Annotated in this window: 24 protein-coding genes; 10 read left to right on the forward strand and 14 right to left on the reverse strand. The window is 72.1% G+C overall.

All coding sequences use genetic code 11. The features are described 5' to 3' along the window. Positions 1-24 precede the first annotated feature (24 nt). The gene (locus tag E6R18_RS02180; protein ID WP_136315090.1) at positions 25-1,338 is read right to left on the reverse strand and encodes an ATP-grasp domain-containing protein; all 1,314 of its coding nucleotides are present in this window, start codon (positions 1,336-1,338) and stop codon (positions 25-27) included. A gap of 183 nt (positions 1,339-1,521) precedes the next feature. Here E6R18_RS02180 and sigJ point away from each other — a divergent pair, with 183 nt between their 5' ends. Beyond that, positions 1,522-2,523 carry an RNA polymerase sigma factor SigJ gene (gene sigJ / locus E6R18_RS02185; protein WP_136315091.1) on the forward strand — a complete coding sequence of 334 codons (1,002 nt, stop codon included), beginning with the start codon at positions 1,522-1,524 and terminating at the stop codon, positions 2,521-2,523. Here sigJ and E6R18_RS02190 read toward each other — a convergent pair. Then, positions 2,505-3,029, reverse strand: a complete 525-nt coding sequence (locus E6R18_RS02190) for a DUF488 domain-containing protein (RefSeq protein ID WP_136315204.1) — start codon at positions 3,027-3,029, stop codon at positions 2,505-2,507. The genes sigJ and E6R18_RS02190 overlap by 19 nt on opposite strands. A gap of 33 nt (positions 3,030-3,062) precedes the next feature. After that, positions 3,063-3,269: a DUF2945 domain-containing protein gene (locus E6R18_RS02195; protein WP_136315092.1), complete on the reverse strand. Its 207-nt coding sequence runs from the start codon at positions 3,267-3,269 to the stop codon at positions 3,063-3,065. Between the two features lie 154 nt (positions 3,270-3,423). Here E6R18_RS02195 and E6R18_RS02200 point away from each other — a divergent pair, with 154 nt between their 5' ends. From E6R18_RS02200 to E6R18_RS02220, 5 genes are all read left to right on the forward strand, one after another. After that, a complete protein-coding gene (locus tag E6R18_RS02200) occupies positions 3,424-4,194 on the forward strand; it encodes a uracil-DNA glycosylase (protein ID WP_136315093.1) in 771 nt (256 codons plus the stop codon). A gap of 217 nt (positions 4,195-4,411) precedes the next feature. Beyond that, positions 4,412-5,032, forward strand: a complete 621-nt coding sequence (locus tag E6R18_RS02205) for a DUF4232 domain-containing protein (RefSeq protein WP_206308196.1) — start codon at positions 4,412-4,414, stop codon at positions 5,030-5,032. 67 nt (positions 5,033-5,099) lie between these two features. Then, positions 5,100-5,714 (forward strand): glyoxalase, encoded by a 615-nt coding sequence (locus E6R18_RS02210; RefSeq protein ID WP_136315095.1) that lies wholly within the window; start codon positions 5,100-5,102, stop codon positions 5,712-5,714. A gap of 22 nt (positions 5,715-5,736) precedes the next feature. After that, positions 5,737-6,075, forward strand: a complete 339-nt coding sequence (locus E6R18_RS02215; RefSeq protein WP_136315096.1) for a hypothetical protein — start codon at positions 5,737-5,739, stop codon at positions 6,073-6,075. 446 nt (positions 6,076-6,521) lie between these two features. Next, positions 6,522-8,693 carry a TerD family protein gene (locus E6R18_RS02220; protein ID WP_136315097.1) on the forward strand — a complete coding sequence of 724 codons (2,172 nt, stop codon included), beginning with the start codon at positions 6,522-6,524 and terminating at the stop codon, positions 8,691-8,693. 124 nt (positions 8,694-8,817) lie between these two features. On the opposite strand, the gene E6R18_RS34375 is transcribed toward E6R18_RS02220, so the two are convergent. Both E6R18_RS34375 and E6R18_RS02230 read right to left on the reverse strand, forming a co-directional pair. After that, complete coding sequence (locus E6R18_RS34375) at positions 8,818-9,039, reverse strand: hypothetical protein (protein ID WP_206308197.1); 222 nt, start codon at positions 9,037-9,039, stop codon at positions 8,818-8,820. A 94-nt stretch (positions 9,040-9,133) separates the two neighbouring features. Beyond that, positions 9,134-9,721, reverse strand: coding sequence for a hypothetical protein (locus E6R18_RS02230; RefSeq protein ID WP_136315098.1), 588 nt, complete (start codon positions 9,719-9,721; stop codon positions 9,134-9,136). A gap of 230 nt (positions 9,722-9,951) precedes the next feature. On the opposite strand from E6R18_RS02230, the gene E6R18_RS02235 reads away from it, so the two are divergent. Further along, positions 9,952-10,140, forward strand: coding sequence for a DUF6381 family protein (locus E6R18_RS02235; protein WP_136315099.1), 189 nt, complete (start codon positions 9,952-9,954; stop codon positions 10,138-10,140). A gap of 36 nt (positions 10,141-10,176) precedes the next feature. Here E6R18_RS02235 and E6R18_RS02240 read toward each other — a convergent pair whose 3' ends face one another. The 7 genes from E6R18_RS02240 to E6R18_RS02270 all read right to left on the reverse strand — a co-directional run bounded on the left by E6R18_RS02240 (position 10,177) and on the right by E6R18_RS02270 (position 15,125). Further along, on the reverse strand, positions 10,177-10,575 hold the full coding sequence (locus E6R18_RS02240) for a DUF6221 family protein (RefSeq protein ID WP_136315100.1): 399 nt from the start codon (positions 10,573-10,575) through the stop codon (positions 10,177-10,179). Positions 10,576-10,746: 171 nt separating this feature from the next. Beyond that, positions 10,747-11,193 carry a nitroreductase family deazaflavin-dependent oxidoreductase gene (locus tag E6R18_RS02245; protein ID WP_136315101.1) on the reverse strand — a complete coding sequence of 149 codons (447 nt, stop codon included), beginning with the start codon at positions 11,191-11,193 and terminating at the stop codon, positions 10,747-10,749. A 197-nt stretch (positions 11,194-11,390) separates the two neighbouring features. Next, positions 11,391-11,906: a lytic polysaccharide monooxygenase auxiliary activity family 9 protein gene (locus E6R18_RS02250; protein ID WP_136315102.1), complete on the reverse strand. Its 516-nt coding sequence runs from the start codon at positions 11,904-11,906 to the stop codon at positions 11,391-11,393. 230 nt (positions 11,907-12,136) lie between these two features. Then, on the reverse strand, positions 12,137-12,847 hold the full coding sequence (locus E6R18_RS02255; protein WP_136315103.1) for a DUF4230 domain-containing protein: 711 nt from the start codon (positions 12,845-12,847) through the stop codon (positions 12,137-12,139). A gap of 112 nt (positions 12,848-12,959) precedes the next feature. Continuing rightward, entirely contained in the window at positions 12,960-13,475 is a 516-nt protein-coding gene (locus E6R18_RS02260) for a DinB family protein (protein ID WP_136315104.1), read from the reverse strand. 40 nt (positions 13,476-13,515) lie between these two features. Further along, on the reverse strand, positions 13,516-14,298 hold the full coding sequence (locus E6R18_RS02265; RefSeq protein WP_136315105.1) for a DUF4389 domain-containing protein: 783 nt from the start codon (positions 14,296-14,298) through the stop codon (positions 13,516-13,518). A gap of 164 nt (positions 14,299-14,462) precedes the next feature. After that, the gene (locus tag E6R18_RS02270) at positions 14,463-15,125 is read right to left on the reverse strand and encodes a VanZ family protein (protein ID WP_136315106.1); all 663 of its coding nucleotides are present in this window, start codon (positions 15,123-15,125) and stop codon (positions 14,463-14,465) included. A gap of 141 nt (positions 15,126-15,266) precedes the next feature. Between E6R18_RS02270 and E6R18_RS02275 the strand changes: the two genes are divergently transcribed. The 3 genes from E6R18_RS02275 (at position 15,267) to E6R18_RS02285 (ending at position 19,078) form a co-directional block, all read left to right on the forward strand. Then, a complete protein-coding gene (locus tag E6R18_RS02275; protein WP_136315107.1) occupies positions 15,267-16,796 on the forward strand; it encodes an SDR family oxidoreductase in 1,530 nt (509 codons plus the stop codon). A 67-nt stretch (positions 16,797-16,863) separates the two neighbouring features. After that, positions 16,864-18,237, forward strand: a complete 1,374-nt coding sequence (locus E6R18_RS02280; protein ID WP_136315108.1) for a deoxyribodipyrimidine photo-lyase — start codon at positions 16,864-16,866, stop codon at positions 18,235-18,237. 169 nt (positions 18,238-18,406) lie between these two features. Beyond that, positions 18,407-19,078, forward strand: a complete 672-nt coding sequence (locus E6R18_RS02285) for a YoaK family protein (protein ID WP_136315205.1) — start codon at positions 18,407-18,409, stop codon at positions 19,076-19,078. 124 nt (positions 19,079-19,202) lie between these two features. Here the strand turns inward: E6R18_RS02285 and E6R18_RS02290 are convergent, their stop codons facing one another. Together E6R18_RS02290 and rpmG are read right to left on the reverse strand one after the other, a co-directional pair. Beyond that, the gene (locus E6R18_RS02290; protein WP_136315109.1) at positions 19,203-19,466 is read right to left on the reverse strand and encodes a type B 50S ribosomal protein L31; all 264 of its coding nucleotides are present in this window, start codon (positions 19,464-19,466) and stop codon (positions 19,203-19,205) included. 50 nt (positions 19,467-19,516) lie between these two features. Next, positions 19,517-19,681 (reverse strand): 50S ribosomal protein L33, encoded by a 165-nt coding sequence (gene rpmG, locus E6R18_RS02295; RefSeq protein ID WP_018524492.1) that lies wholly within the window; start codon positions 19,679-19,681, stop codon positions 19,517-19,519. Positions 19,682-19,944: the final 263 nt, after the last annotated feature.

Below are 19,944 nucleotides of genomic sequence, written 5' to 3' on the forward strand. Positions count from 1 at the left end.
CTCCTTTCTGCTTGCCGGCCCTGTTCACGACGACTTGACGTCGCGGCCGCCCGGTGCGGTCTCGTCGAAGGTGAGGCCCAGGGCGGCGACGCACTGGTCGTACTTGCGCCGCAGTCCTTCCTCGTCGTCCGCTCCGGTGAAGATGTGGGCGATCTCGTAGCTGTAGCTGTCCTGCCCGGGGACGGTGGAGAGCTTCTGCCCCTCGGACGGCACGACGTCGATGCGTACGCCCGGTATGTCGCGTTCGATGGCCGCGATCCTCTCAGGGGTGGGCACCTCGTGCACGGTTCCCTCGCCGAACCAGCGGTAGTACCACTTGGCGGCCAGGCGGTAGGGGCCCTTCCCGCTGGGTGTCACGGGGTCCTCGCCCAGTGCGAGGCGGATCATCCGGTGATGGTTGGGGACGCCGTCGACGTAGTGGAACAGCTCCGCGTGGGACTGGGAGTGCCGGGGGTTGATCTCCAGCAGACTGATCTTTTCGGTCTGCGGGTCGTAGAAGTACTCGATGCTGAAGGTCGCCGCGTCCATGCCGATCTGCCGGATGGTCCGCTCGCTCACCTCGTGCAGCTGGTGGATCACGGAGGGCGGCAGGGTGCTCGGGTACTGGTGGCGCAGGAAGGAGGACGAGCCGGGGTAGTTGATCGAGTCGAGCACCCCGTAGACCGTGACGTCGCCGTTGTTCGCGTAGCCCTCCACGGCGACCTGGATGCCGGTCATGGCTTCCTCGGCGAGACAGACCTGTCCGCCCACGCCCTCCATCTCGGGGGGCAGGTCGAGCAGATCGAGCACCGCGTCGAAGGGCCTGCCGACCCGGCCGATGCCCTCTCGGATCGTGTCGACGGCGGTACGGAACTCCGCCATGTCCTTGACGCCGTACGCGAGCTCGGAGGAGTAGGCGAGGGCCGGCTTGAGCCACATGGGAAAGCTCACCCCTTCGGGCGGCTGCGGGTCGGCGCTGCCGAGGTCCACCCGGCCGAAGGGGGGGTAGGCGTCGATGACCTTCTGCTGTTCCAGCCGGCTCCAGTACTTGTGCTCGCACTTGACGACGGATTCGAGGCTGGTGGTGCGGGTGCCGTACTCGCTGCCGAGCATCGGGACGAGCGTGCTGACGGGGAAGTCCCAGTAGCCGACGATCGCGTCGATGCTGCCCTCGTGTGCGTCGAGGATCGCGCGGGCCCGGCCCATCAGGTCGGAGACCGACACCTCACCCCCTTGCAGCTCCTCGATGGTCAGCAGGGGGTGGAAGCGGTAGGTGTCGGCGTCCGGCACGGCGTTCAGTGTCGGCAGGTTCGCCTCGTCGAGACCGAGTACGAAGATGTTCTTGGGCTGTGGGGACACGCGTCGTCCTTTCGTGGGGTCCACCGCGCGTACCCTCCATCGGCCGGATCAATGGCGGCGGCCCGCCCCGACGCCTTGGCACCTGCGAACGTGAGGGGCGTGTCCGCCTCACATTCCCAGGTGCTGTTCCGTCGAACCACCGGTAGCTGACATGGACTACGGGAACCAGGGACGGTCACGATCATGAGCACACCATCCGAGCCGGGCGACGAGCGGTCCGAGGCGCGGTCGGATCCGAGCCTGAGCGCGGTCATCGGCGAGCGCCGCCAGCTGATCAACCTCGCCTACCGGCTGCTGGGCTCGCTGGCCGAGGCGGAGGACGCCGTGCAGGAGGCATACGCCCGCTGGTACGCGATGTCACGGAGTCAGCAGGAGGCCATCGAGTCCCCCGGGGCCTGGCTGACGACGGTGGCCAGCCGCGTATGCCTGGACGTGCTCGGTTCGGCGCGGGTCAGGCGCGAGCGCTACGTCGGCGAGTGGATACCCGAGCCGCTGCCCGACCGTACCGAGTGGATCGGCGGGCGCGCCGCGGGCGCCGGGGACGCACCGGCGGACCCCGCGGACCGGGTCACCCTGGACGAGTCCGTGAACATGGCGTTCCTCGTCGTGCTGGAGTCGATGACACCGGCCGAGCGGGTGGCGTTCATCCTGCACGATGTCTTCCGCTACCCCTTCGCCGAGGTCGCCGGCATCATCGGCCGGAGCGCCCCGGCCTGCCGGCAGCTGGCCTCTTCGGCCCGCCGGCGCCTTCGCGACGCGCGGGCCGAAACGGGTCCCTCGGCGGAGCAGGCCGGTCTGGTGCGGGACTTCAAGGAGGCGTGGGAGGTCAAGGACATCGAGGCCCTGGTCGGCCTGCTCGACCCGGAGGCCGCGATGATCACCGACGGCGGCGGCCTGGCCGGGGCGGCCCTGCGCCCGGTGGAGGGCGGCGAGCGCGTCGCCCAGTACCTGGTCCACTTCGCGGAGAAGGTTCCCGGGCTGGTGCTCCTGGAGCGGACGGTCAACGGCCGGCCCGGTCTGGTCGCCCAGCACGCGGGCACCACCGTCACCGTGGCCGCGTTCGGTCTCACTGGGGACCGTGTGCACCGGATCTGGGCGGTCCGCAACCCGGAGAAGCTCCGGCCCTGGCCCGGGAACGGCCCCGGCGCCGGCGCCGGCGGAACCTCTCAGTCGTGGGGCGGATAGGTCGGAAGGCCGTCGCGGACCCGCGCGTCCTTGTTCAGGACCGCGGGCCGTGTAGACGTGGGCGACAGGATGTCGACCACCTCCGCGCCCGCGACGATCAGCGCGTCGGTGATCAGCCTGCGGTGGCAGCGCCACGGCACGGCCTCGCTGCACATGATCGCCGGCCTTTCGTGCTCGGCGAGCTCCAGCAATGCGTCGAGACCTTCCCGGAATGCGTCCGTCGCCATGTAGTCGGCGTAATCGCGGAAGGCTTTGACCCGCCAGGCGCCATTCACGCTCGGCACCCCCTTCGGGGTGTGGCGCCGGCCGCCGAGCTTCGGCATCCACCGATAGCCGATGTCGGGTGGAAGGGAATCGATGATTTCCTGCTGGTTCCATTGCGGGAGCCTTCTCGATGACGGGTAGGAACGCACGTCGGCCAGGCAGGTGACGTCGTTCGCGCGCAGAAGCTCCAGCATCTCGTCGAACTCGCGGGTCGAATGCCCGATCGTGCAGATCCGGTTCACCACGCCACCTCGCCCAGGTCACCGCCCGCCCGGTCAGGTCTTCTTCAGCGCACTGCCCTTGTGCATGGCGGTGTGATCGGTCTTGTCGCTCTTGATCTCGTACTGCGGTTCTTCCGGGCTGGCGCGCCGGGTGCGCCCCTTGAATTCGACGTCGCGGGTGTGCTTCCTGGTGATGACGCCTTCGACGTGTCCGGCTTCGGAGTTCCATCGCACATGGTCCCCGACTGCGAAATCCTTCATGGTCCGGCTCCCTTTCTCTTCTCATCTCTTCTCGTCGTGCGCGGGACCGGTTCAAGGCCATGGTCCCATCCGCCCTGGGTACGCTCATTTCGAAGGGCCCGCCACCGGGCGAGCCCCGGAGAACGTCGGCCAGGGACGTGGAAGCGGGTCGAGCATGTGCACCGCCGAGGATTACCCCGTACGGGCCGCGGCCCACTCCCACACGCTGGCCGGCCTCGACGGGGAGCTGATCCGGTGCCGCGCCTGCCCCCGCCTCGTGGAGTGGCGGGAGGAGAGCGCCCTCGCCAAACGTGCCGCGTACCGCGACTGGGAGTACTGGGGGCGCCCCGTACCCGGTTTCGGGCCTTCCGACGCCTCCTTGATGATCACGGGCCTCGCGCCCGCCGCGCACGGTGCGAACCGGACGGGCCGGATGTTCACCGGCGACCGGGCCGGCGACCTCCTGTACGCCACGCTGTACGAGCTCGGTCTCGCTTCCCGGCCCACGGTGACGCATGCGGGTGACGGTCTCGAACTGTTCGGGGTCAGGGTCACCTCGCCCGTGCACTGCGCGCCGCCCGCCAACCGCCCGACTCCCGGCGAGCGGGACACCTGCCGGCCCTGGCTGGCCCGCGAGTTCCAGCTGCTGCGGCCGACGGTGCGCTCCGTCGTCGTGCTGGGCGGCTTCGGCTGGCAGGCTGCCCTCGCCGCCCTGGAGCAGGCCGGCCGGCAGGTGCCCCGGCCGCGCCCGGTGTTCGGCCACGGGGTCCGCACGACGCTGGCCCCGGCCGACGGGGCGGGCGACGCGCTGACGGTGTTCGGCTGCTACCACGTGAGCCAGCGCAACGTCTTCACCGGCCGGCTCACGGCGGCGATGCTCCGGGACGTGCTCGCGGAGGCGGCGGAGAGGGCCGGGCTGCCCGTCGTGCGGCCCGCCCCGAAGTGAGCGGGGACCGCAGGGATGCGGCCGGCCCCCGCCGGGACGATTCCGCGAGATCAACAGGTTCGGGCCGCCGAAAATCGAGCAGCCGTCCGTTATGGGCTCACTCTCACGCACCCCCGCCACCCCCTCACCGTCCGAGCGCGCGCTCCGTCCACGGGGCCGCAGGACCGCCGGAGAAGCTCACACGCTCCGCCGGCGCCTCCTCGCACCGGTCGCGATGATGTCGTTCGCTCTCGTCGCGGCGGGCTGCGGCGGCACCTCGTCCTCCGACGACCCGACCGGGGCGGCGGCCCACACCGCGGGCACCGGCTCCCCGCAGAGCTCGGCGGCCCCGCCCGGCCCGGCCTCCTCGGCCCCCGCCGAGCCGCCGGCCTCCCCCGGCACCACGAAGACCACGGCGGCCGGCGCCACCGCCGGCTCCGGCTCCGGCTCCGGCTCCGGCTCCGCACGGTGCACGGCCGAGGGCCTGACCATGAGTGTGCGGCGCGCCGACGCGGGGGCGGGCCACCTCTACTACCGGCTGACCTTCGTGAACAAGTCCGCGCGCTCCTGCACCCTGAACGGCTTCCCCGGGGTGTCCCTGATCAAGCGTGACGGCAGCGTCATCGGCGTACCGGCCAAGCGCGACGGCGCGTCGCACGGGCGGACGGTCATCGCCCCGGGCAAGGCGGCGAACGCCACGCTGCAGACGCTCAACCAGCACATCAACGGATCCGGCTGCTGGGACCGGGCCGACTACCTCCGGGTGTACCCGCCCGGTTCAAAGGAGGCGCTCACCCTGCGCGACCCGCAGCTCCGCATCTGCGGCGACCGCTTCACGACCACCTCCGTGGGGGACTGACCAGCGCCGGAGGCGACCGGTCAGGAATCGAGAAGCACGCTCCCCGAGCCGGAAACAGCCTCGACGCATGATCTCCCTCGCACACATCACCCTTGAGGCCGAGGACCCGGCCGCCGCCCTCCGCTTCTACAGGGCGGCCTTCGCCCTGGACTCCCGGATCCGGACGCGGGCCACGGAAGAACCGACGACCGGCTTCCGCGGCTACACGCTCTCGCTCACCGTCGCCCAGCCGGCCACCGTGAGAAGTCTCATCGGCGCGGCGATCGACGCCGGGGCCACGCCGGTGAAGCCCGCCGCCAAGTCCTTCTGGGGCTACGGCGGCGTCGTACGGGCGCCAGACGGCGCACTGTGGAAGGTCGCGAGCTCGGCGAAGAAGGACAAGGGCCCCGACACCGGGAAGATCGACCAGTTCGTGGTCCTGCTCGGGGTCGAGGACATGGTCGCGAGCAAGCAGTTCTACATCGGCCGCGGCTTCACCGTCGGCAAGAGCTACGGGCGCAAGTACGTCGAGTTCACGACGCCGGCGAGCGCGGTCAAGCTGGCCCTCTACCCGCGCCGCGCCCTCGCCAAGGACGCCGGTGTGCCGCCGGAGGACACCGGCTCGCACCGGCTCGTCATCGGCGGCGGCAGCGACTCCTTCACCGACCCGGACGGCTTCGCGTGGGAGACTGCCGCGCAGTAGACCACCGGGGGAAGAGGCAGGCATGGCGCTTGTGGTCACGTGCCCGGAGACCGAGGACGCCGAGGCGCTGGGGCGCGTGCAGTTGGCGGCCTGGCTGGAGACGTACCCCAACGAGGCGGCGGGGATCGACGAGGCGTGGATCCGTGAGCATCGCGGCTCCGCCGCCTCCGCCGAGGGGACCGCCCGGTGGCACGAGTTCGTCACGACCGCGCGGCAGCGACCTGATCTGCTGTTCTGCCGGGTCGTGCGCTCGGGCGCGCAGATCGTCGGATTCCTCTGCGGCCGCCGGGACGAGGTGGTCGGCCTCGCGCCGATGTGTCCGCTGAACGAGGCGCGGGGCGCGGGGCCGACGGCCTGCTGACGCGTGAGTTCCTGGCCTGGGCGGGGGACATGCCCCTGCATCTGTGGGTCACCGAGTACAACGTGCGCGCGGTCCGCTTCTACGAGCGCCACGGGTTCCGGGTCGCGGGCAAGCGGGACCCGTGGCGCGGCCGGCTGCCGAACGTACGCATCGGTCCCCGGCGGACGGGGCCGGCGTCCGCGACGGCTGACCGGCGTCGGCGCGGCTGTACGGACGGCGCCTCGACCGCCCGTCCGCCGGCGCTCCGGTCGGCGGGGCCGTCGTCGACCCGGCGCACGGGCCCGGCAGGGCCGGCCCCGCGTCCTCGTTCCACCCCGGCCGCCCCGGGCCGCGGCGGACAGAACACCCCACGCGATCCTCCCCTTCCACGTGGGATCGTCCCGGTGCCCGGGTGCGGCCCGGAAACTCGCATGCCTCGCCCCGTGCGGTTCTGGGATCATGCCCGGATGTCCCACCCTTTCGACCCTCTGGTCATCCGGCACACCCACCGTCTGCCCGCCCCGTCCGGGCCCGCCGGGCAAGGCGACGTCGCTGCCCGGCAGTTCGACTCCGCGTTGATGTCCGTGGGCTTCAAGCTCTCGGCCGCCGTGCTGGAACATCTGTCGGCGCTTTCCGAGGACACCGTGGTCGCGACCGCCACACGCACGCTGGAGGTCGTGCGGCAGATGGTGGGCGACCACGTCCGGCACAACACGTACTTCCGTGACTTCCCCGCGGGCGTGCCGGACACCTTCGACTTCTGGCGGGAGTGCATCGCCGACGCGCTGCTGGACGGCACCTCGCGCGCGGGCACGGTCGAGCAGCTGCGCACGGGCGTGATCGACCTGCTGACCCTGCCGATGTACGGCAACTACCGGCACACGTACGCCGAGATGCTCGCCGCGCACAAGGAGTTGACGGCCGCCGCCGGCGACCGCGTGACGGTCCTGCACCTGGGCGGGACCTCCGACGAGGAGGTCACCGCGCTCTACCTCGCCCTCGCGGGCAGCAGCACCCCGCTGGGCGAGGAGGGCCTGCGCGACCTCGGCGTGCTGGCCGCGCACTGCGTGGACGGGCCGCAGCCGGAGTCCATACCCGTGCGGGAGAACAGGGCCGTCGTCAACGCCGGCCGTCTCGCGGCCGGCCGGGACCTCCTGCTGGACACCGTGACCGATGTGCTCCGCCTGGCCTGCGCGTTGAGCGACGGGGACGTGACGCTGGCGGAGCCGACCCGTTTCCGGTCGCTGTCGCGGCCGGTGCGCCGGGCGCTGATCGCCGGGCTCGACGCCGTGGTCGCGGCGGCTCCCGCCAAGCTCGCCGACGTCCCGGCCCACCGTGAGGCGTTCAAGCGTCTCGGGGAGCGGCTGCACCCGCACGAGTACCCGAACCGGCCGCATGCCGCCGAGGTCTTCGCCGTGGCCCGGGGCGAGCGGGAGGCCCGGTCCTTCGACAGCCGCGTCGAGGCGCTGCTCGGCGCCGACGACGTCACCGAAGCGGCGCGGCTGCTGTCCGCCGCCCCGGGCAAGCTGTTCCGCTCGCTGGACCGGCTGCTGCGCACGTGCCGTACCGACGAGGAACGCGAGGCCGTCGTGGCGGCCGCCGAGCAGGCCGCCCCGCAGGTGTCGGGCCGGGTCCTGCTGTCGGTCCGTGAGCACCTGCACAACCGGGGGCGGACGCCGGGCGGGCGCCGTGTCTTCGTCAACCAGCGCGCCCGTGCCTGGGTCGCCACCGACACCCGTCCGCCGGTGCCGCGGTCCGGCCGCGAACGCCTGATCGCCGCGCTGGACGCGGAGACGAGCCGTCGTCTGCCGGAGGCCGGGCACCTCCTGATCGACCCGGACGTCCTGGACGTGGCGCTCCCGCTCAGCGGCAAGTCGACGTCCGCGGGCCTCGGGGTGCTCCCCCGCGGTTCCCTCTCCCCCGTCGACGGGGAGCTGCTGCGCTTCTTCGTGTACTGGAAGCAGGCGAAGCACGACACCGACTTCGACCTGTCGGCGCTGGTGCTCGACGCCGACTACGAGACGGTGAGCTGGCTGTCCTACACCGCGCTCACCGAGATCGGGGGCGAGCACTCCGGTGACATCACGGAAGCGCCCGAGGGGGCCTCGGAGTTCATCAACCTGCGCCTGGGCGCCGTACGCGGTGACTTCGTCGTCCCGCAGGTCAACATCTTCTCCGGGGAGAACTTCGAGGCCGTCGAGGAGTCGTTCTTCGGGTTCATGACCCGTGACGCCGAGCAGGCGGGCCGGCCCTTCGAGCCGCGTACGGTCCGCATGAAGTCGGAACTGCGCGGACCGGGCAAGGTCGCCCTGCCGCTGGCGTTCCTGCGCGGGCCCGACGGCGGCTGGCGGGCCAGGTGGCTCCACCTGTACCTGGCGGGCAACCCGCACTCCAACCGCGTCGAGGGCAACCGGGTGTCCGTGGCGGCCCTGGTGCGCGGCATCGTCGAGCGCGACTACCTGACGGTCGGGTACCTCACCGGTCTGATGGCGGGACGCGGGGCGGCCACCACGCTGTGGGACGGGGTGACGGTCCCGGACGGCCCGGTCACGTACATCGGTCTGGAGCGCCCCGACGGTCTGCACCCGGACTCCGTGATCGTCACGCCGGAAAATCTGCGCGACCTGATCCTGGCATGACTGATAGCGTCGGTCGTGGCGAGGCCATGGAAGGACTTCCTTCTCACTCCTTGTAATGGTTCTAGTCCTTCCGCTTTCCTCGCCCCGACGTGACGCCGGGATGCCCGATGGCAACCCGGCGCAGTCATTTCGCCGGTGCTGCCGGCCGCCGCGCCCAGGGAGGTCGTGGATGACGTGGATGACGGGGGCGCTCGATCAGGACCAGGACCGACTCGCTCAGCCGGGGCAGCCGGGTGTCCGCGCCCGTGACCTCGCGCAGCGTCGGGGAGGGCTGGTTGGTGCGGGTGCTCATGGTGTGCCCTACGGCCGCGAAGACCGCGATGACGACGCGGTGTGCGGTGGACATGCACTCAGCGTCGTCAACAGCGGGGGGTGGCCGCAATGACGGTTCTCTGTCACATCCGGACATACGGCGGCGTCGGGGGCCGTCCGGCCGGTCGTCAGCCGGTGACGGGCCACTCCAGCGGCTCCTTGGTGAAGCCCTGGCTCAGCTGGACGGCGGCGGCCTTCTGGCCCTCGGGGATCAGGAATGCCTTGCAGATCTTCTCCGACTGGCCGGGGCTCAGCTTCTTCTCCGTGTCCGGAGCCGGGCAGTCGGGCCACTTGGCCTCGCCCATGAGGACGATGAGCGCCTTCGTGCGCTCGCCCTTGTCGGTCTTGACGACCAGGTCGTCGTCCATGTCCCCGACCTCCATGGGCGTACCGCTCTTGTGCGTGAGCGTGGCCCATACGTAGACGGGGATCCTGGGGCTGTCATCCTTGTCCTTGTCCAGGCCGGAGTTGTCCATGTCCGCCTTGGTGCCCGTCTCCACCTTGGTGGGTGTGACGGTGAAGGTGGCGTCCTTCGAGTTCTGCATGGTGCTCTCCTGCGGCGGGCCGGCCTCGCCCAGACGGTAGGTCGTCTTCTCGTCCGATGCCCTGGAGCTCTTACCGTCGTCCTTCGCGTCCGAACCGTTGCAGCCGGTCAATACCACGGCCAGCACCAGGGCGCCCATCGCGGCAGGCACGGCGCGAGTCCACGTGCGCATATCTCTCGTTCCCCGTTCCACCAGCTCGTTTCGTCCGGCCGGGCGAGACGACTCCCCCGGCCGGGCTCTCCGTTCGAGCGCACGATCTTGCCAGAAGGCGTTCGCCGGTACGGAAGAGGGGCCGGACGGCCGCGGGGCCGGCGGGAGGGCCGGGGCCGTTCGAGATGCAGGTGCGGGGCGGCGCTGATTCGCTGGAGTGGTCGGCTCTCCTTCGAGAACCAGGAGTGATCATGAGCGTTGCGGACGAAACCGGTGGCCGCGCCGAGCGCATCCGGGCCAAGGCGCAGGAGATGCAGGAGGCCGCCGAGCGTGCCCCCGACCCGCAGGAGCGGCGGCGCCTCCAGGACAAGGCGCGCCGGCTCCGGGAGCGGAGCGACCAGGTGACCACCAAGGGCGACCACGGGATCAACCCGCTCTGATCGGGTACGCCGTCCCCGGGGCGGCGTACCGGGGTGTCACTGGATGAAGCGGGGCAGCCATTTCACCTGGTAGTCGGGGTGGCCCGCGTGTTCGGCGGCCATCTGCCGGACGGCGAAACCGAGGCCGAAGGCCCGGCCGGAGGCGAAATCGCGCTGTGGCCGGTCGGTGTCGAGGGCGGCCACCTCGGTGTACTCGTCCAAGAGGACCCGGTTGGTCTCGATGCGCTGGAGGGTGCGGGCCGGGTCCTGCCGGGCGATGTGATGGTCGTAGCCGTGCGTGCGCAGGGTGAAGGCGATAGCGCCGCCGCGGTCGTGGATCTCGCCGGGCACCTCGGCCGGGCACCGCCACCCCTCGCCGCCGGCCTCCCGCGCGGTCTGCTCTTCCTCGTCGAGGCGTGCCCGGACGAACGCGACGAGGTCGGAGTTGTCTGTCATCTGGTTCTGCATCCTTCCGCTCGGCCCCACCCCTCAGGGGCCGTGCTGGACACTATCCCGCGGCGCGCGCCGGGTCCCGCAGCCGCTCGCGCCCCGCGATCCGGGCCACGCACCGGTGGGCGGGGCCCCCGCTCGGAGCACCGCCCACCGGCCGGGGCCGGCCCCGCCGTCTCAGTGGCTGCCGTTCACCGGCTCCAGCACGAAGACGGGGATCTCCCGGTCCGTCTTCTTCTGGTAGTCCGCGTAGTCGGGGAACGCCTCGACCGCGCGCTCCCACCAGGCCGCCTTCTCCTCGCCGGTCACCTCGCGGGCGGTCATGTCCCGGCGCACCGGCCCGTCCTGGAGCTCCGCGCGGGGGTCGGCGACGAGGTTGTGGTACCAGACCGGGTGCTTGGGGGCGCCGCCCTGGGAGGCGACCACCGCGTAGAGCCCGTCGTGCTCGACGCGCATGAGGGGCGTCTTGCGGATCTTCCCGCTCCTCGCGCCGACGGTCGTCAGCACGATGACGGGCATGCCGCGCATCGTCGTCCCCTCCGTTCCCCCCGAACTCTCGTACTGCTCGACCTGGTCACGGACCATCTGTGAGGGGCTCGGTTCGTACTCGCCCTGGAGAGGCATGCGTCTTTCCCATCGTCGGCGTGGTGCCGGGGCATCTCATCGGCCGCGGCACCTCATCATGGCTTCAACGACTTCGGCCACCGCGAAAGCCCGCCCCGGTCGACGTGTCGCGCGCGCCGGCCGGGCGATCACGGCGCCGTCACCGACAGGAGCCCCCGCCCGGTGCGGGGCGGGGGCTCCTGTTCCCGGCGTCGACGTCAGCTGACGTTGACGTCGATGCAGGCGTAGAAGGCGTTGGCGGTGTCGGCGATGTTCCAGACCGCGAGGACCTTCTGCTTGCCCGAGAGGTTGCCGAAGTCCACCTGGTGGGTGACGGTCGCGCCGGGCTGGGCGCCGTTGTCGTTGAACTCGGCGATCTTCTGGCCGGACGCGTAGTACTGCCAGGTGCTGGTGGCGTGGCGGGCGGTCAGCTTCCACTCGAAGGACGTGCTGCGGCTGACCGGGGTGACCTGCCAGCCCTTGGAGTCGTCGTCCAGCTCGGCGAAGGCGCTGTTGCCGCCACTGCAACTGGTCAGCCCCTTGGGGCCCTCCACGCTCTGCGGTTCGTAGGTGATGGAACCGCAGCTGACGGTTCCGGCGGCGCACTGGGCCTGCCGGCTGGGCGGTGACGAGATGTAGCCGTGGGCGCTGGCGGAGCCGGTGGGCAGGGTGAGCGCGAGTACCGGGGCGAGTACGGCTCCGACGGCTGCGGCGGTCTTCCTTTTCGCGTGCATGCTTCTCCTTCACATGAGGCATCGCTGCACGCGCGGACCGTGGGGAGCCCGGGAGCGGCAGTCCAGCCTCTCGAGTGTGGGGCCAAGAGGCGCGAAGGGCGCGGCAGAACCATGACCGGACACCCCTGTATAGGGGTGGCCGGGGCCGGGCCCTGCACTTGGACTAGACCATACCCAGAGAGGCGTGAGCGTCAAGGGTGCTGAGAGAGAGCTGAGTTGAGCCGGGGGCGTCAGGGCCGGGTGGTGCCGTAGTGGACCGTGACCGTCTCGAACCCCAGTGAGCCGAGCAGGCCCCGCAGCATCGCGGTGGTGTTCTTCTCGGCGCGCTGCGCCAGGCCGCTCTCCTCGGCCGCTTCGCCGATGTGGCGGGCGGCGAGTTTGTTGACGGCCTGTTCGCTGCCTGGGTTGTCGGAGAAGAAGTCGCCGAGCCGGTCGAGGAGGCCGCGTTGCTTGGACACGGCGTAGGAGCGGTCGGGGTCGAGTGCCGGCTTGCCCAGGACCGCGTGCGGCAGGCGGATTTCGGCCGTGGTGCGGTCCTCGTTGACGACGACTCCCCCGCTCGTCACCTTCCCCAGGTCCACGTAGGCGGAGACGGTGCCGGCGCCGACGTACAGCGTGCGGGTGCCGCGGATGGCGTCGGGGACGAACTTGGTGTCCTTCTCCAGGTCGACGACGACCTGGAAGTTGCCGGCGGCCGCCTCGTACCTGCTCATGTCCTGAATCGACTTGAGCACCGCGGGGCCGGAGCGGTCGTGGGTCTCCTCGCCGAGGAGGTCGCCCAGCCCCGGAAGCAGGCTGAGGCGGGTGCCGATGAGCAGCAGGGCCAGCGCTGCCGCGCAGCCGGCGGCCACCCGGACCCAGCGGTTGCGACGGCGCCGGGCGCCGTCGTCGGCCGGGTCGGGCTTCGGGGACGGTTCTGTCGCCGAGTCGATGGAGGTCATACTGCCCGTATGACCCGGCCCGCCGAATTCACGCCGGAGTCCGAAGTGCCTGCGCCGGCCGCCGTAGGAGGGAGCGGACGGCCCGGTCACCGCACACCGTCAGCGACGCCTCTCACGCCCCGGTGACACCGTCCAGCCGCTCGCGCACCAGGTCGGCGTGGCCGATGTGGCGGGCGTACTCGCTGATCATGTGGACGTGGACGAAACGCAGGGAGTAGACCTCGTCGTCGTGGGTGAAGGTGTCGTCCAGCGAGGCCCCGGCGACGATCTCGTCGGCCAGCCGGCACTCCTCGACCAGCCGGGCGTAGTCCTCGGCGGCCCGGGCCGGGTCGAGGTCCTCGAAGTCCGCGTCCTTGCCCTTGGCCGGGTCGTACAGCGACTCGAGCTCCTGACCGGCGAACCGCTGCCGGAACCAGGTGCGTTCGACCTTCGCCATATGGCGTACGAGCCCCAGGAGTGCGAGGTTCGACGGCGGCACGGTGCGCTCGGCGAGCTGTTCACCGGTCAGGCCGGCGCACTTCTGCAGCAGGGTGGATCGGAACCAGTTCAGGAATCCGGTGAGCATCTCCCGCTCGCCGCCGACGAGCGAGCCGGGCGTACGGGTGGCTTCTGGGGCTGTCCATGTCATTCGGTGATCATGCCTGGAGGAAGGGCCCGCACACGAGCCCTTACGGCCGCATGCTGTAGCCGGTGTCGTCCGAGGAGGAGCGGGCCGTGGACGTCGTCACGCCGCCGATGACCCCGAGGACGAGGAAGAGGACCAGCAGCGCCTTGCCTGCGGTGCTCATGACCAGCCAACTGGTGGCGGAGCGCCGCTGTCCCCGCGGCACGGCGAGGGCGTCCTCGCCGAAGAGGCCCTTGGGGTGGGCGGGAGTGAGCATCGACAGGTAGGCGGACACGCGCATCTCGTAGCGCAGGGTGGCCGCCGTGGCCTCGAACAGAGGGCGGGGCATGCGCCCGAGGACCAGGGTGATCAGCCACCACAGGATCGCCAGGGCGGACCAGCCGGACGTGACGAGGCCCTGCACGATCGCTGCGGGAATCACCAGGACCAGGCGGAAGAAGACGGCGAGCCGGTTCAGCCGCGTCGGCCGGACGTCGATGCGCACCGGGTAGTGCGGCGGCTGGGTCAGGGCGAAGGGCGGGTAGCTGTCGATGAGCAGCATGGCGCTCGCGCCCACCCGCGTCCGGTAGGCCAGCACTTCGGCGAGGAAGCGGAAGGCGGGCCCGGGCAGCCGGCCGAATGCCAGGGCGGCGAACCAGGCGAACACGACGGTGAAGAAGGCGGCGATCTCCAGGAAGAACAGCACGACGGCGTGCGGGATCAGCAGAAGCAGCCGGAACAGGACGGTCAGCCGGCGCCTGCGCGCGGGTTCGACCACGTCCAGCACGGGCCGGAATTCGTCGGCGTCTCCGGCTCGTCGCCCCGGGCTCCACTGGGCGGCCGTCATGTCGCTCCCCTTCGGCGGTGACTCGCGCGCCGGGCCGGGCCCGCCCGTGGTCGTGCGGGCCCGGCGGCTCCTCGTGTCACGCGCGGTGTCCTGTCACCGTCGGCCCGGGGGCAGCGGCCCGCAATCGGCCGCGGGCCGATCAGGTATCCGGCTGCTCGCCCCCGTCAGCGCTTGCGGGGGCGGACGCGTGCCGCCCCGGCCCGCAGGCCCTGCCGCATCCGCGACCAGCGCGAGCCGGTCCGCCCGTTCCGCGTCTTCGGCCGGCCGGGTCGGCGGCCGGGCTCCGGGCGCCGGGCCGGGACCGGGGGCTCCTCCGTACGGCCTGGTCCGTCCGCGAGGACGTGGTAGCGGTGGCTCAGGCGCCGGCCGAGCAGCAGGTAGGCCAGGATCGCGCCCGCGGTGTTGAGGATGACGTCGTCCACGTCGAAGGCTCGGCCCGCGACGAGCGCTCCCTGTGCCAGTTCGATCACGACGATGACCAGCACGGTCAGCAGGATCATGCGGATCATCCGCAGCCGCCGCGGTACGAGGACGGGCAGCAGGATCCCGAACGGCATGCCCAGCAACAGGTTGCCCCCGGCCTGCTTGCACGCGGCGAGGAAGGTGTACTCCTCGGCGTACTGCCGCAGGGAGCGTCCCGGTCGCAGGTTCGACGTGACGAGGTCCTCGGATGCGGGCGACGGCGTGAGCGTCACCTTCGCCAGTACGACGGAGAACCCGACCAGGGCCACCAGGGCCAGCACGAGTACGGAGACGCGCAGCAGGAGCCGCCCCCATCCCCTGGACCGGGTTCCGTCGCGCTCAGCTCTTGCGGCCTCTGCGTCCATGGGCGTCGGATGCCCCGCACGGCCGGGTGCACACCCGCCGCGGCCGTGCGGGGCACGGGTCCGGACGTCAGACTGGTCGCAGTGGGCCGGTCGCACGAGGCCCGGCGCAGCCGGCAGGACTCGAACCGATGCGGAGGTCTCATGACGGGCGACCACGCGAACGCGCCGCTGAACTGCCTGGTCACCGGCGCCACCGGCTACATCGGCGGCCGGCTGGTGCCGGAACTGCTCGCGGGGGGGCACCGGGTGCGGTGCCTGGCCCGCGCCCCGGAGAAGCTGCGGGACTATCCGTGGGCCGGGGAGGTGGAGACCGTCCGGGGCGACGTCACGGACGCGCAGTCCCTGGCCCCGGCGATGGACGGCGTCGACGTGGCCTACTACCTGGTGCACGCCCTCGCGACCGGCTCCGGCTTCGAGGAGACCGACCGGCGGGCCGCCTCGGCGTTCGCGGAGCAGGCGCGGGCGGCGGGCGTCGGCCGCATCGTCTATCTCGGCGGTCTCACCCCCGCCGGTACGCCGGCCCGTGAACTGTCGCCGCATCTGCGCTCGCGGGCCGAGGTGGGCCGCATCCTCCTGGATTCCGGCGTCCCGACCACCGCGTTGCGCGCGGCGGTCATCATCGGGTCCGGCTCCGCCTCCTTCGAAATGCTGCGCTACCTCACGGAGCGGCTGCCGGTCATGGTGACGCCGAGCTGGGTGTCGACCCGGATCCAGCCGATCGCGGTGCGCGACGTGCTGCGCTACCTGGTCGGCAGCGCCCGCATGCCCCGGGACGTGAACCGCACCTTCGACATCGGCGGGCCGGACGTCCTGACCTACCGGGACATGATGCAGCGGTACGCGGAGGTCGCCCAGCTGCCCCGTCGGCTGATCCTTCCCGTGCCGATGCTGACACCGGGGCTCTCCAGCCACTGGGTGGGGCTCATCACGCCCGTGCCCGCCCGGATCGCCCGGCCGCTCGCGGAGTCACTGCGGTACGAGGTGGTGTGCCGGGAGCACGACATCGCCCGGTACGTGCCCGACGGCGCGGGGCAGCCGTTCACCTTCGAGACGGCGCTGCGGCTGGCCCTGCAACGGGTCCGGGAGGCCCGCGTCACCACCCGCTGGTCCTCCGCCTCGGTGCAGGGGGCGCCCAGCGACCCCCTGCCCACGGACCCCGACTGGGCGGGCGGCAGCCTGTACACGGATGTGCGCGAACGCACCGTCGACGCGTCGCCGGAGGCTCTGTGGCGGGTGGTCGAGGGCATCGGCGGCGAGCACGGCTGGTACTCGTTCCCGCTGGCCTGGGCGGTGCGCGGCTGGCTCGACCGGCTGGTGGGGGGCGTGGGCCTGCGGCGCGGCCGGCGCGACACCGACCGGCTGCGGGTGGGCGACTCGCTGGACTTCTGGCGGGTCGAGGAGATCGAACCGGGCCGGCTGCTGCGGCTGCGCGCGGAGATGCGGCTGCCGGGCCCGGCCTGGCTGGAGATGTACGTCGAGCGCGACGAGAGGGGCCGCACACGGTACCGGCAGCGGGCCCTGTTCCATCCGCGCGGGCTGCTCGGCCACGCGTACTGGTGGAGCGTCTCGCCCTTCCACGCCGTCGTGTTCGGCGGCATGGCCCGCAATATCGCGCGGGCGGCCGAAACCGGCGCCTCACCCGGACGGACCCTGCCCGCGGTGTCGTCCTGAGCGGTGCGGACCGGGGCGCACGGGGGACGGCACCATGGCATTCCCCCGCCTCACCAGGAGTTGCGCCATGACCGTAGCGGTCGTCCTGTTCACCGCCGATCTCCGCCTGCACGACCACCCGCCGCTGCGGGCCGCGCTCGCGTCCGCCGACGAGATCGTGCCGCTGTTCGTCCACGACCGCGCGATCGAGGCGGCCGGGTTCGGCGCGCCGAACCGGCGCGCCTTCCTCGCCGACTGCCTGCGCGACCTCGACGCCGGGCTGCGGGACCGGGGCGGCCGGCTGGTGATCCGCTCGGGCGAAGTGGCCGCCGAGGTGTGTGGGGTCGCCTCGGAGACCGGTGCGGACGAGGTGCACATGGCGGCGGGCGTCAGCGCGTACGCCCGGAGCCGCGAGGAGCGGCTGCGTGAGGCGCTGGAGTCCGACGGGCGCCGGCTGCGCGTGCACGACGGGGTGGTGACCGCGGTGGCGCCGGGCGCGGTGACCCCCGCCTCCTCGGACCACTTCGCCGTGTTCACCCCGTACTTCAGGCGCTGGTCGGGCGAGCGGCTGCGCGATGTCTTCGGCGCGCCGCGCACGGTGCGGGTGCCGAAGGGGCCGCGTTCGGAGAAGGTGCCGGCCCGCGGCGGTGTCGCCGGTGTCTCGGAGGGGCTGGCGGAGGGCGGCGAACAGGCGGCGCGCAAGGCGTTCACGGCGTGGCGGCGCCACGGGCTCGCCGCGTACGAGGACCGGCACGACGACCTGGCGGGTGACGCCACCTCCCATCTCTCGCCGCATCTGCACTTCGGAACCCTGTCCCCGGTGGAGCTGGTGCACCGGGCGCGGGACGCGGGCGGCGCCGGGGCCGAGGCGTTCGTGCGGCAGCTGTGCTGGCGCGAGTTCCACTACCAGGTCCTGGCGGCACGGCCGGCGGCGTCCCGGCAGGACTACCGCACCAAGCACGACCGGTGGCGCTGCGAGGCGGACGCGGCCGACGAGATCGAGGCGTGGCGGCAGGGGCGCACGGGCTATCCGGTGGTCGACGCCGCGATGCGCCAGCTGCGGCACGAGGGGTGGATGCACAACCGGGGCCGGCTGCTCGCCGCCTCCTTCCTGGCCAAGACGCTGTACGTGGACTGGCGCGTGGGAGCACGGCACTTCCTGGACCTGCTGGTGGACGGCGACATCGCCAACAACCAGCTCAACTGGCAGTGGATGGCCGGAACCGGGACCGACAGCCGGCCCAACCGCGTCCTCAGTCCGGTGGTGCAGGCCAAGCGGCTGGACCCGGACGGCGACTACGTCAGGCGCTGGGTGCCGGAGCTGGCGTCGCTGTCCGGGTCCGCCGTGCACGAGCCGTGGAAGCTGCCCGGAGCGGAGCGCGAGCGCCTGGACTATCCGGAGCCGGTGGTGGACCTGTCCGAGGGGCTGACCCGGTTCAGGCAGGCGCGCGGACTGGACTGACGCGGACTGGGCCGAGGCCGGTCGCAGGCCGCCACGCCGCGTGCGGCGCAACCCGGCCGGCCGGGTCGGCGGCCGCGAAGATGCTGGGGTGGCGACTTCCCGTTCCGCGTCATCACCCGCTCCGGCCGGGCCCGAGGGGGCGGCAGCCGTGCGCGGTCGCACCGCGCTGCTGCTGCTCTCGGCGGCGTCCGGGGCGGCGGACGCGTTCGTCTTCATCGGCGTGGGCCAGGTCTTCGCCGGGGTGATGACCGGCAACCTGGTGCTGCTGGGCGCCTCGGCGGCCGGGGCCGGCGAGGAGGGCGTGGCGCTGCGTGTGGTGACCGCGCTCGTCTCGTACGGCTGCGGGGTGGCCGGGGCCGCCGTGGTGGGTGAGCGGGTGTGGCGGCGGGTGTCGGTGATGCTGCTGGCGGAGGTGGTGCTGCTCGCGGCGGGGGCGGCGCTGTGGGCGGCGCGGCTGATCACGTCGGACGCGGACCGGCTGGGGCTGTTGGCGCTCATGGGGCTCGCGATGGGCATCCAGGGCCGGGTGCGCGCCACGCCCACGAACTACTTCACCGGAACCCTGACCTCCCTCATCGGCCGGCTGGCCGTCGGGGCGTGGCGCGGGGGTGACGGCTGGGTCGCCGGGCGGCTGGTCGCCGTGGTGGCGGGGGCGGCGCTGGCCTCCCTCATGGTGCGCCTGTGGCCCGCGACCGGTGCCGTGGCGGCTGCGGCGCTCGCGGTGGCCGCGCTGCTGGTCGAGACGGTGGCGCGGCGTGGGCGGGACGAGGCCGCCGGGGCCGGGCGCCCGGGCAAGGGGAAGCCCCGGCCGGATCGGGGGAATCCAGCCGGGGCGGCTTGAGTGTGGGCGCTCAGCGCGTCATCCACATATAGGTGAACGATAAACCACTGCGCCCTGTTCCCGGCAATCCCCACCCCGCACTGTGATCCAGGGCACGGGCACGGTCCGGAAGGCGGAGGGTGCTTCACTCACCCTTGGCGGGCGCCTCGGTGCCGTAGCGGCGGTGGAACTGTTCGATCCGGCCCGCCGTGTCCAGCACCTGCCGGGTCCCCGTGTAGAACGGGTGGCTCGCCGACGAGGTCTCCACGTCGATGACGGGGTAGCTGCGACCGTCCTCCCACGTCACGCGCCGGCCGGAGTCGGCGGTCGAGCGGGTGAGGAAGGCCGTCCCCGCGGCACGGTCACGGAAGACCACCGGACGGGAGACGGGGTGGATTCGGGACTTCATGGGCATTCCTTCCTTGACGCGGTTCAGGAGCGGTCGGGCCGGGCGGACGGTCAGCGTTCCTCGCGGAAGAGGACGTGACGGCCGGCGGCGGGGTCGTACTTCCGCAGGACCAGGCGGTCGGGGTTGTTGCGACGGCTCTTGCGCGTCACATAGCTCTGCCCCGTCCCCGCGGTCGAGCGGAGGGTGACTACCGGACGGATCTCACTACGGGCCATGGGCACCTCCGGACTCGGATCACGGACCCCGTCCCCTTCTGAGAACGGGATTCGTTTTCTTTCTGTCCGGTGTAACGCGAGGGCGCGCGCACACATTCCCGCCCCGCCCCACCCGCCGCGCACCGGGCTCGCATATGCCCCGCCCGCCCCGGCGCGCACGCCGCGCGGCCACGGCGCACGCGCGCCCACCGCCCCTCCATGCACCCGCCGACTTGCACCAACAACCGTCAGCAGCAAGGGTGTTCGAAGAATATGGGCTACAG

The sequence above is a fragment of the Streptomyces sp. A1277 genome (assembly GCF_004795015.1).
Classification (GTDB): Bacteria; Actinomycetota; Actinomycetes; order Streptomycetales; family Streptomycetaceae; genus Streptomyces.

Coding starts and splice junctions, on each gene's coding strand:
- E6R18_RS02235 (WP_136315099.1), top strand. CDS start 9,952: ATGAGCGTTGCGGACGAAACCGGTGGCCGCGCCGAGCGCATCCGGGCC.
- E6R18_RS02205 (WP_206308196.1), top strand. CDS start 4,412: ATGTCGTTCGCTCTCGTCGCGGCGGGCTGCGGCGGCACCTCGTCCTCC.
- E6R18_RS02220 (WP_136315097.1), top strand. CDS start 6,522: ATGTCCCACCCTTTCGACCCTCTGGTCATCCGGCACACCCACCGTCTG.
- E6R18_RS02245 (WP_136315101.1), bottom strand. CDS start 11,193: ATGCCTCTCCAGGGCGAGTACGAACCGAGCCCCTCACAGATGGTCCGT.
- E6R18_RS02230 (WP_136315098.1), bottom strand. CDS start 9,721: ATGCGCACGTGGACTCGCGCCGTGCCTGCCGCGATGGGCGCCCTGGTG.
- E6R18_RS02290 (WP_136315109.1), bottom strand. CDS start 19,466: ATGAAGTCCCGAATCCACCCCGTCTCCCGTCCGGTGGTCTTCCGTGAC.
- E6R18_RS02275 (WP_136315107.1), top strand. CDS start 15,267: ATGACGGGCGACCACGCGAACGCGCCGCTGAACTGCCTGGTCACCGGC.
- sigJ (WP_136315091.1), top strand. CDS start 1,522: ATGAGCACACCATCCGAGCCGGGCGACGAGCGGTCCGAGGCGCGGTCG.
- E6R18_RS02215 (WP_136315096.1), top strand. CDS start 5,737: ATGGCGCTTGTGGTCACGTGCCCGGAGACCGAGGACGCCGAGGCGCTG.
- E6R18_RS02250 (WP_136315102.1), bottom strand. CDS start 11,906: ATGCACGCGAAAAGGAAGACCGCCGCAGCCGTCGGAGCCGTACTCGCC.
- E6R18_RS02265 (WP_136315105.1), bottom strand. CDS start 14,298: ATGACGGCCGCCCAGTGGAGCCCGGGGCGACGAGCCGGAGACGCCGAC.
- rpmG (WP_018524492.1), bottom strand. CDS start 19,681: ATGGCCCGTAGTGAGATCCGTCCGGTAGTCACCCTCCGCTCGACCGCG.
- E6R18_RS02240 (WP_136315100.1), bottom strand. CDS start 10,575: ATGACAGACAACTCCGACCTCGTCGCGTTCGTCCGGGCACGCCTCGAC.
- E6R18_RS02200 (WP_136315093.1), top strand. CDS start 3,424: ATGTGCACCGCCGAGGATTACCCCGTACGGGCCGCGGCCCACTCCCAC.
- E6R18_RS34375 (WP_206308197.1), bottom strand. CDS start 9,039: ATGTCCACCGCACACCGCGTCGTCATCGCGGTCTTCGCGGCCGTAGGG.
- E6R18_RS02280 (WP_136315108.1), top strand. CDS start 16,864: ATGACCGTAGCGGTCGTCCTGTTCACCGCCGATCTCCGCCTGCACGAC.
- E6R18_RS02195 (WP_136315092.1), bottom strand. CDS start 3,269: ATGAAGGATTTCGCAGTCGGGGACCATGTGCGATGGAACTCCGAAGCC.
- E6R18_RS02255 (WP_136315103.1), bottom strand. CDS start 12,847: ATGACCTCCATCGACTCGGCGACAGAACCGTCCCCGAAGCCCGACCCG.
- E6R18_RS02260 (WP_136315104.1), bottom strand. CDS start 13,475: ATGACATGGACAGCCCCAGAAGCCACCCGTACGCCCGGCTCGCTCGTC.
- E6R18_RS02270 (WP_136315106.1), bottom strand. CDS start 15,125: ATGGACGCAGAGGCCGCAAGAGCTGAGCGCGACGGAACCCGGTCCAGG.
- E6R18_RS02210 (WP_136315095.1), top strand. CDS start 5,100: ATGATCTCCCTCGCACACATCACCCTTGAGGCCGAGGACCCGGCCGCC.